The sequence below is a fragment of the Streptomyces sp. NPDC127108 genome (assembly GCF_042677545.1).
Lineage (GTDB): Bacteria > Actinomycetota > Actinomycetes > Streptomycetales > Streptomycetaceae > Streptomyces.
In genome coordinates, this window is sequence record NZ_JBHXTE010000024.1 from 77467 (window position 1) to 87001 (window position 9535).

General features: G+C 73.7%; 7 protein-coding genes and 1 pseudogene. 2 read left to right on the forward strand and 6 right to left on the reverse strand.

Annotation, left to right across the window (positions count from 1 at the left end):
* Positions 1 to 124: 124 nt before the first annotated feature.
* The 6 genes from ACFVHO_RS21535 to ACFVHO_RS21560 all read right to left on the reverse strand — a co-directional run bounded on the left by ACFVHO_RS21535 (position 125) and on the right by ACFVHO_RS21560 (position 6327).
* The gene (locus ACFVHO_RS21535) at positions 125 to 1465 is read right to left on the reverse strand and encodes a 6-phospho-beta-glucosidase (protein WP_385716822.1); all 1341 of its coding nucleotides are present in this window, start codon (positions 1463 to 1465) and stop codon (positions 125 to 127) included.
* Between the two features lie 122 nt (positions 1466 to 1587).
* A complete protein-coding gene (locus ACFVHO_RS21540) occupies positions 1588 to 2103 on the reverse strand; it encodes a thioesterase family protein (protein ID WP_385716825.1) in 516 nt (171 codons plus the stop codon).
* A complete protein-coding gene (locus tag ACFVHO_RS21545) occupies positions 2100 to 3125 on the reverse strand; it encodes a 3-hydroxyacyl-CoA dehydrogenase NAD-binding domain-containing protein (RefSeq protein ID WP_385716828.1) in 1026 nt (341 codons plus the stop codon). The genes ACFVHO_RS21540 and ACFVHO_RS21545 overlap by 4 nt, the downstream gene beginning before the upstream one ends.
* Positions 3126 to 3143: 18 nt before the next feature.
* Positions 3144 to 4046 (reverse strand): 3-keto-5-aminohexanoate cleavage protein, encoded by a 903-nt coding sequence (locus tag ACFVHO_RS21550; RefSeq protein ID WP_385716831.1) that lies wholly within the window; start codon positions 4044 to 4046, stop codon positions 3144 to 3146.
* Between the two features lie 139 nt (positions 4047 to 4185).
* Complete coding sequence (locus ACFVHO_RS21555; RefSeq protein ID WP_385716833.1) at positions 4186 to 5043, reverse strand: TetR family transcriptional regulator C-terminal domain-containing protein; 858 nt, start codon at positions 5041 to 5043, stop codon at positions 4186 to 4188.
* A 105-nt stretch (positions 5044 to 5148) separates the two neighbouring features.
* Positions 5149 to 6327: an MFS transporter gene (locus ACFVHO_RS21560; protein WP_385716964.1), complete on the reverse strand. Its 1179-nt coding sequence runs from the start codon at positions 6325 to 6327 to the stop codon at positions 5149 to 5151.
* 370 nt (positions 6328 to 6697) lie between these two features.
* On the opposite strand from ACFVHO_RS21560, the gene ACFVHO_RS21565 reads away from it, so the two are divergent.
* Together ACFVHO_RS21565 and ACFVHO_RS21570 are read left to right on the forward strand one after the other, a co-directional pair.
* The gene (locus tag ACFVHO_RS21565) at positions 6698 to 8914 is read left to right on the forward strand and encodes a germacradienol/geosmin synthase (protein WP_385716835.1); all 2217 of its coding nucleotides are present in this window, start codon (positions 6698 to 6700) and stop codon (positions 8912 to 8914) included.
* A 154-nt stretch (positions 8915 to 9068) separates the two neighbouring features.
* Positions 9069 to 9535: pseudogene (locus ACFVHO_RS21570) on the forward strand (hypothetical protein); the annotation flags it as partial.

Below are 9535 nucleotides of genomic sequence, written 5' to 3' on the forward strand. Positions count from 1 at the left end.
GCGACCTGGGCGGTCGGGGCCGCCGAGGACCCCGCGTCGGAGGCGACGCGGGGTTCGGGCAGGAGCACGGCGGGGGCGGTGCGGGGCTCGGGCGCGGTCATTTCATGATCATGCCAGGGGGTGCTCAGGTCAGATAGGCCAGGCCCGGGTGTGCCTGCCGGTAGCCGTCGACCAGACGGCGGGCCACGGACACCGAGTCGACCAGCGGGTGCAGCGCGAACGCCTTGACCGCCGTGGCGCGCGAACCGCTGTCCGCCGCGGCGAGGACCTCCCGCTCGACCGCCTTGACCGCGCACACCAGGCCCGTGGCGTGACCCGGCAGCGGCGACACGGCCGCCGGGTGCGGGCCCGACGCGTCCACCAGGCACGGCACCTCGATGACCGCGTCCGAGTCCAGCTCGGGCAGGGTCGTGCGGTTGCGGACGTTGAGGATCAGCGTCGCGCGTTCGTCCCGGGCGATGGCCCGCATCAGGGCGAGGGCGACCTGTTCGTAGCCGCCGGACTCCATGTCCTCCGGGGCGCGTTCCCCGGCGCCCGCGGCCTCCCTGCTGTGTGCCATGTACGTCGCCTCGCGCTCGGCGCGGGTCGCGTCCCACGTCTTGAACGCGGGGGCCTCGGGGCTCTGCATCTCCTCGTAGAAGCGGGCCTGCTGGGCGCGCAGGAACGCGCCTCGGGTCAGCTCGGCCGACCGGTAGGCGTGGACGGTCTCGCGGTTGAAGTAGTAGTAGTGCAGGTACTCGTTGGGGATCACGCCGAGCGACTGCAGCCAGTCCGCGCCGAAGAGCTTGCCCTCCTCGAAGGACTCCAGGAGGTCGCGGTCGCCGAGCAGCCGCGGCAGCAGGTCCTGCCCGTCGACCTCGAGGCCGCTCAGCCAGCCCAGGTGGTTCAGGCCCACGTAGTCGAGCCACGCCCGGCCGGGCTCGGCGCCGAGCAGCCCCGCCACCCGGCGGCCGAGGCCCACGGGAGAGTCGCAGATGCCGATGACGCGGTCGCCGATGTGGCGGGCCATCGCCTCGGTCACCAGGCCCGCGGGGTTGGTGAAGTTGATGACCCACGCCTCGGGCGCGAGCCGCCGCACCCGGCGGGCGATGTCGACGGCGACGGGCAGCGTCCGCAGCCCGTACGCGATGCCGCCCGCGCCGACCGTCTCCTGCCCGAGCACCCCTTCGGCGAGGGCCACCCGCTCGTCGGCGGCACGCCCTTCCAGGCCGCCGACGCGGATCGCGGAGAACACGAAGTCCGCGCCGCGCAGCGCCTCGTCGAGGTCGGCCGTGACGCGCACGGCGGGCGCGTCGGGCACACCGGCGGCCTGGTCGGCGAGGACCCGGGCGATCGCCGTGGCCCGGGCGCCGTCCACGTCGTACAGGACGACCTCGCTGATGCGGCCCTCGGCGTGGTCGCCGAGCAGCGCCCGGTACACGAGGGGCACACGGAATCCGCCGCCGCCCAGAATTGCCAGCCTCACGTCTGAACCACCTCGCTCGCAGTGCACATCGCCCTGAACACCTACCACTTCGCGCACCGCCGTGCGGAACGCGGGGCCGGGCCCGGCGCGGCCGAGGCGATCCGGCGACGGACCCGGGCGCCCTAGCCCGTGGGCCCGGAGCCGCCCGGCACCGCCGCGATCGCCCGGCCCGCCCACTCCGGCGCCGCCTCCACGAACTCGGCGAGGCGCTCGCGGACCGCGTCCGGGAACGGCACCGCGCGTCCCGCCTTCTGGTCGACGTGCAGCGCGAGCAGTTCCGTCGTCGCGACGGGCGCGGCGTCCGGCGCCGGATCGGCCGCGGCGCCGTCGACGACGTACAGCTCATGGGCGAAGTGTGCCTTCTTGCCGTGCACGCCGAGGACCCGGGTGCGCACGGCGAGGTGCGCGCCCTCGGCGATGTCGCGCAGATACCTCAGATGGGCCTCGACGGTGTAGAGGGAGCAGCCGGTGGCCTCGCGGTACGCGGCGTCCAGGCCGGTGGCGTCCATCATCGCGTCGGTGGCGAACCCGAAGGCCAGCGAGTAGTAGCCCTCGCTCATGTGGCCGTTGTAGTCGATCCACTCCGGCGGCACGACCTGCCGGTACGGCGTGAGACGGCGGGCGATCTCCCTGGTCACTCGGTTCCCCTCTGGTCGGCGTGGTCGGCGTGGTCGGCGTGGTCGGTGAGGTCTCCGGTCCGGTCCGCGGCGGCCTGGCGGGGCAGCCTGCCGGTCGCGCGCAGTACGTCGATGACGCCCTGGTCGCGCTCGGCGACGAGGTCGGCGATGGTGCGCCCGGCGGCGGCCTCGTCGCATCCGGCGACCACCGCGTCGTACAGCTCCTTGTCCAGCTCGGGTGCTTCGAGCCGCGTCCACGGGGACTTCAGCGAAGGACCGAAGTGGTCGAGCATATGGGCCATGCCGCCCTCGCCGCCCGCGAGCGCGAAGGTGAGCATGGGGCCCATGAACGCCCAGCGCAGGCCGGGGCCCTCGGTGATGGAGTCGTCGATCTCCTGGACGGTGGCCTCGCCGTTGGCGACCATGTGCAGCGCCTCGCGCCACAGGGCTTCCTGGAGGCGGTTGGCGATGAAGCCGGGCACCTCGCTCTTCATGGTGATGACGGACTTGCCCGCGACCTCGTAGAAACGCGACGCCCAGGCGACGGCCGCCGCGGTGGTCCGCTCGCCGCCGACGACCTCGACGAGGGGGATCAGATAGGGCGGGTTGAAGGGGTGCCCGACGACGAGGCGGCCCGGGTCGGCCGCCGTGGTCTGCATGTCGGTCATCGGATAGCCCGAGGTGGACGAGGCGATGACGACGCCGGGCGGCGCGGCGGCGTCGAGGCGCGTCAGCAGGTCGCGCTTGAGCTCCAGGTTCTCGGGGGCGCTCTCCTGGACGAACTGGGCGTCGGCGACGGCCTCTTCGAGCGTCGCGGCGACGGTCAGACGGTCCCGGGACGCGCCGTCGGCGAGGCCGAGCCGGGTGAGCGCGGGCCAGGCGGCGTCGACGAGCCGGCGCAGCCGCTGCCCGGCGTCGGGCGCGGGGTCCCAGGCGGTGACGTCATAGCCGCGCGCCAGGAAGTGCGCGACCCAGCCGCCGCCGATGACACCGGCGCCGACGCAGGCGACGCGGCGTACTTCTTCGGGGGTGGTCACGGTCATGGTGCGGTCCTCCGGTGCTCAGGTGCGGGGCTTCAGGCCGAGCTTCGCGCGGGCCTCGTCGGGAGTGGCGACGCGCGAGCCGAGGTTCTCGGTGATCTGGACGGCGCGCTCGACCAGCTGGGCATTGGTCACCTTGTTGCCCTTGCCCAGGTACAGGTTGTCCTCGAGGCCGACGCGGACCTGCCCGCCGAGCAGGATGGACTGCGCGACCCACGGCATCTGCATGCGTCCGAGCGCGAAGCTGGCCCACTGGGCGCCCTCGGGCAGCATGTTGACCATCGACTGGAGCACGCCGGGATCGGCGGGGGCGCCCCACGGGATGCCCATGCACAGCTGGAAGACGGTGGGGTCGTCGAGGAGGCCCTCGGCCAGGAGCTGCTTGGCGAACCACAGCTGCCCGGTGTCGAAGATCTCCAACTCGGGGCGTACGCCCAGCTCCTGGATGCGCTTGGCGCCCTGCCGGAGCATGTCGGGGGTGGAGACGTAGAGGTTGGACCCGTCGCCGAAGTTGAGGGAGCCGCAGTCGAGGGTGCAGATGTCTGGGAGCAGGTCCTCGACGTGCGGGAGCCGGTCGAGGCCGCCGACGAGATCGGTGCCGGGGAGCCGGCCGAGCTCCTTGAGCGGCTCGTGCGGGTCGAGCACCAGGTCCCCGCCCATGCCCGCCGTCAGGTTGATGACGACGTCGGTGCCGGTCTCCTTCACGCGCTCGACGACCTCGCGGTAGAGGCGGGGGTCGCGGGACGGCGCGCCGGTCTCCGGGTCGCGGACGTGGATGTGCACGACGGCGGCACCGGCCTCGGCGGCCGCCACGGCGTCGCGGGCTATCTGCTCGGGCGTGACGGGCACGTGCGGGCTCTTGCGGACGGTGTCGCCCGCGCCGGTGAGGGCGCAGGTGATGATGACGTTGTCGTTCACGGGCATGCCGGACTCCCTTTCGGGGGCTGGGGGTTGCGGTCGTGCGGAGGTCGTACGGGGCTGGGTGCCGGGGGTGTCGGGGGTACGGGGCCGGGTGCCGGGGGTGTCGGGGCAGGACCGGGGTGTCGTGGTACGGGACCGGGGTTCAGCGGGCGGCGAGTGCGGTGTCCACGTGGGCGAGCAGGGCCGCGTGCATGTCGTCGGGGCGGGTGCCGGGGCCTTCCGGGGCGCCGGCGAGGACCTGGGTGGCGAGGCCGTCGATCAGGGCGGTCAGGTGCAGGGCGGCGGCTTCGGGGTCCACGGTCCTGAACGCGCCCTGGGCGACGCCGCGCCGGACGACGTCGGCGACGGTGGCGCGCCACTGCCGGTAGTACTCGGTGTGCAGGCGGCCGACGGCGGTGGAGCGGGCGGCCTCGGCCCACAGGTCGAGCCAGACGCTCCACTGGTCGCGCTGCTGGGCGGTGCGCGGGGTCTGGAGCTCGATGAGCTGGCGCAGTTCGTCGGCGGCGTCGGCCGCGTCGGCGATGCGCGCGGCCCTGCGGGCGGTGTCCTCGTCCATGCACCAGCGCACGGCCGCCTCCAACAGGTCGTCGCGGCCCGGGAAGTGGTAGTGGATGGCGGCCGTGCTGGTCTCGCAGGCCTTGGCGATGTCCTGGACACGGACGGCGTGGAAGCCGTGGTCGGCGATGAGGCGGACGGTCTCGCGGATGATCTGCAGGGGGCGGCCCTCGGGCGGCGCCGTGGCCCGCCGTCCGCGCGGGGCGGTGGGGCGGGCGGCCGCCGGGTCCGCGCCGCCGCGGGTGCCGAGGAGCCAGGCGGCGTCGACGTCGGCGGTGTCCGCGATCCGGGCCAGCTCGGCGGCGGTGAAGCGTCGGGTGCCGCCGAGGGAGCGCGACAGCTTCGACGGGTCCATGACGATCCGCCGTGCGAACTCGCGCTGGGTCACGCCCGCGGCGGCGATGACCTCACGGACACGGGTGGGGACCTCGGGGTCTTGCTCCATGCGGGTCACCGTACCCGGGCATTGAGATCAGCACAACGCGGACCTCATGATCCTCGTATCTGCACTCACACTTTCACGCCATTGCGATGCTGACTGATGCATCAGTCACCTCAACGCCCCGCGCGCCCCGGCCGGACCCCGCCGCCCCCGCCGCACCGCCACCGGCGCCGACACCGCCCCGAGGACCCCCACCCACGCGCACACACCCGCCCAGCCGAGCGTCGCGTACGCCAGCGCCCCGACCGAGGAGCCCGTCGCGCCGCCGATGAAGGCGCACGTCATGTAGGCCGTGTTGAGGCGGCTGCGGGCCTCGCCGCTGAGGGCGAAGATCCGCACCTGGTTCGCGACCATCCCGGACTGCATGGCCACGTCCAGGAGCAGGGTGCCGAGGGCCAGGGCCACGAGCCCGAGCGCGCCGCCGAGCCCGCCGAGGGCGAGGACGCCCGCCGAGGCGACGACCGCGACCAGGCAGACGGCGTTCACCGCGTCCGGGCCGCGCCGGTCGATCTGGCGGCCCGCGAACGGCGTCGCCAGCATCGTGGCCGCGTTCACCAGGGCCAGCGCGCCGACCGCCGAGGCGCCGAGGCCGTACGTCCCGCTCGTCAGGAACAGGGCGACCCCCGTCCACAGCGCCTGGAACGCCGCGAAGGCCGTCGCCTGGTAGAAGCACGACAGCCGCAGGAGGGGCTCCGTGCGCAGCAGCCGCAGCGACCCGGTGAGCAGCTCCGGATAGCGCTGGCTCGAAGTCGGGACGGTGCGGGGCAGACTGCGGGCGAGCACGGCCGCGATCACGAGCGCCACCACGGCCGTCACCAGGTACGGCGCGCGCCAGCCGAGCCATTCGCCGAGTGCGCCGCCGAACGCGCGCGAGAGCAGCATGCCGCCGATGGATCCGCTCAGGAGGGTGCCGGTGACGGCGCCGCGGCGCGCCGCGGGGACGAGTCCCGCCGCCATCGGCGCGACGACGGGGGCGACGACCGTCGTGACGCCGACGAGCACGCTCGCGCCGAGCAGCGGCGGCAGCGCGGGCGCGGCGCTCGCGGCGAGCAGTCCGGCGCCGCTGAGGGTGAACAGGGTGGTGATGAGCGTGCGGTGCGGGACGCGGTCGCCGAGCGGGACCAGGAAGAAGATGCCGAGCGCGTAGCCGAACTGGGCCGCGGTCACCACGAAGGCCGCCGTGTCGCCGGACACGTCGAGCCCGGAGGCGACGAGCGGGCTGACGGCCTGCGGGAAGTAGATGTTCCCTACGGCGACGCCGCAGGCCACGGCGAGGAGCAGGACCATGGCGCGGCTGAGGGAGGCGGGCGGGGCGGGGGTTTCCGGGGCAGTCGCCTCCGCGGCGGTGGGCGTAGAAGCGGCCGGTATCGGCCCCGGCGCGGGCGTGGTGCGTTCGGTCACGAGGGATCACCTTCGCCGCTGCGCCCCCCGCGCACAAGGCATTTCCCCCGCCGCCCCGCCCCGCCCGCACCCCTGCCCGGCGCCCTCACGGCGCCGCTCTCTCAACGGCCGCTCCCGCACGGGTGTTTGACGTCGGGGGCGATTTCGGCCCGGCGTATCACGCGATGGTGTGACCGGGGGCGGCGCCCGGCATCCGACGGCGCGGCCCGGGTAGTGCTCGGCTGCCCGTACGCCGTCCGCGAGGAGAGAGCCCCGCATGCCGCAGCCGTCACGCCCCTTCGAACTGCCGAGCTTCTACATGGTGCATCCGGCGCGCCTGAACCCCCATACGGAGGAGGCGCGTGCGCACACCCGGCGGTGGGCGCGGGACATGGGGATGCTGGAGGGCTCCGGGGTCTGGGACACGGCCGACCTGGAGGCGCACGACTACGCGCTGCTGTGCGCGTACACCCACCCGGACTGCGACAGCGCGGCCCTGTCCCTGGTCACCGACTGGTACGTGTGGGTGTTCTTCTTCGACGACCACTTCCTGGAGCTGTTCAAGCGCACCCAGGACCGGGTGGGCGGCAAGGCCTATCTCGACCGGCTGCCCGCGTTCATGCCGATGGACCTCGCCACGCCGATGCCCGAGCCCACCAACCCGGTGGAGGCGGGCCTCGCCGACCTGTGGACGCGCACGGTGCCCAGCATGTCCCTGGAGTGGCGGGCCCGGTTCGCGGAGAGCACCCGCAACCTCCTCAACGAGTCGCTGTGGGAGCTGTCCAACATCAACGCGCACCGCGTCGCGAACCCCGTCGAGTACATCGAGATGCGCCGGAAGGTCGGCGGCGCCCCGTGGTCGGCGGGGCTCGTCGAGTACGCGACGGGCGCGGAGGTCCCGGCGGCGGTGGCGCGGTCCCGGCCGCTGCGGGTCCTCAGGGACACGTTCTCCGACGCCGTGCACCTGCGCAACGACCTGTTCTCCTACCAGCGGGAGGTCGAGGAGGAGGGCGAGCTGAGCAACGGCGTCCTGGTCCTGGAGACCTTCCTCGGCTGCTCGACCCAGGAGGCGGCGGACGCCGTCAACGACCTGCTCACGGTCCGGATGCAGCAGTTCGAGGCCACGACGTTCACCGAACTCGCCCCGCTGTGCGCCGAGAAGGCGCTGACGCCGAGGCAGAGCGCCGACGTCCTCGCGTACGTCAAGGGGCTCCAGGACTGGCAGTCCGGCGGCCACGAGTGGCACATGCGCTCCAGCCGGTACATGAACGAGGGCGCCACCGACCGCCCGTCGCCCCTCGCGGGCCCCACCGGCGTCGGCACGTCCGCCGCCGGGATCAAGGCCCTGATGGCCGCGACGGGCGCCCAGCGCGTGCGCCGCTTCACCCACGTCCCGTACCAGCGCGTCGGCCCCTCCGTGATCCCCGACTTCGACCTGCCGTACAGCACCACGCTCTCCCCGCACCTCGACCACGCGCGGCGCGAGACCGTCGACTGGGCCGCCCGCATGGGCATGCTGGAGCCGCAGCCCGGCGTGCCCGCCTCCCACATCTGGGACGCGCGCAAGCTCGCGGGCTACGACTTCCCGCTGTGCGCGGCGGGCCTGCACCCGGACGCGACGCGAGAACAGCTCGACATCGGCTCGGCCTGGCTGACCTGGGGGACGTACGGCGACGACTACTACCCGGTGGTGTTCGGCAGGACCCGGGACCTGCTCGGCGCGAAGGTGTGCACCGACCGGCTGCTGCTGTTCATGCCGCTGGACTGCTCGCCCACTCCCCCGCCCGCCAACGCCCTGGAGCGCGGCCTCGCCGACCTGTGGACGCGCACGGCCGGGCCCCTGGACGCGGAAGGGCGCGCCACGCTCCACCGGACCCTGGTGGACATGCTGGACAGCTGGCTGTGGGAGCTGGGCAACCAGGCGCAGAACCGCATCCCGGAGCCCGTCGACTACATCGAGATGCGCCGCCACACCTTCGGCTCCCAGTTCACGATGAGCCTGAGCCGCTTCGGGCACGGCAAGCGGGTGCCCCAGGAGATCTACGCCAGCGGACCGATGCAGAACCTGGAGAACGCCGCCGCCGACTACGCGACGCTCATGAACGACGTCTTCTCGTACCAGAAGGAGATCGAGTACGAGGGCGAGGTGCACAACGCGATCCTCGTCGTGCAGAACTTCTTCGACTGCGACTATCCGACGGCGCTCGGCATCGTCGACGACCTCATGAAGTCCCGCATGAGCCAGTTCCAGCACGTCATCGCGCATGAACTGCCCGTCCTGTACGACGAGTTCGACCTCGGCCAGGAGGCGCGGGACATCCTCGACGGCTATGTGGAGGAGCTGAAGAACTGGCTCGCGGGGATCTACGTCTGGCACCGCGACTGCCGCCGCTACCGCCAGGAGGACCTCTCGCACGGGCCGCTGCCCGAACCGTCCGGGATCGGCATGGAGGTGGTGCGGCCCGGCTGGCTGCGGGAGCTGGCCGCGCCCTGAGCCGTCCGCGGCCCCGCCGCCGCCCCCGTTCGGCGCCGTCCGGCGCCGTCCGTGCGCCGGACGGGGGCGGGTAAGGTCGGCGGTCGGGCCGATCACCGGGGTCGGCCCGGGGCCGGCGCGGTCCGGCCCCGGGAACGTGGGGAGGGCGCGCGCCGTGCGGGAGCCGAACCACGTCCACCCGGCCGCCCCCGGCGCCCCCGCCCGCTGGCTCACGGTCGCCCCCGAACGCACCGTGCTCGGCGTCATCCACAACGTGACCTCGGCAACCCGGCTGCTCGACCTCCTCACCGTCTTCGACGGCGACCGGCGGGTGCAGACCGTGTTCACCTGCACCGGCTCCTCGCCGTTCGCGGACGGCGTCGCGGAGTTCGCCGCCGCCCGCGAACTCCCCTTCCTCGCCTGGGACGAGGCGGTGAAGACGGAGTTCGACCTGGCGGTCAGCACGAGCCGCGGCGGGGCCCTGCACAGCGTCTCCGCACCGCTCATCGGCGCCCCGCACGGCGCCGGATACAATAAGAGGCTCAGCAGCCGGGAGCCGGGAGCCGGGAGCCGGGAGCCGGGAGCCGGGAGCCGGGAGCCGGGAGCCGGGAGCCGGGAGCCGGGAGCCGGGAGCCGGGAGCC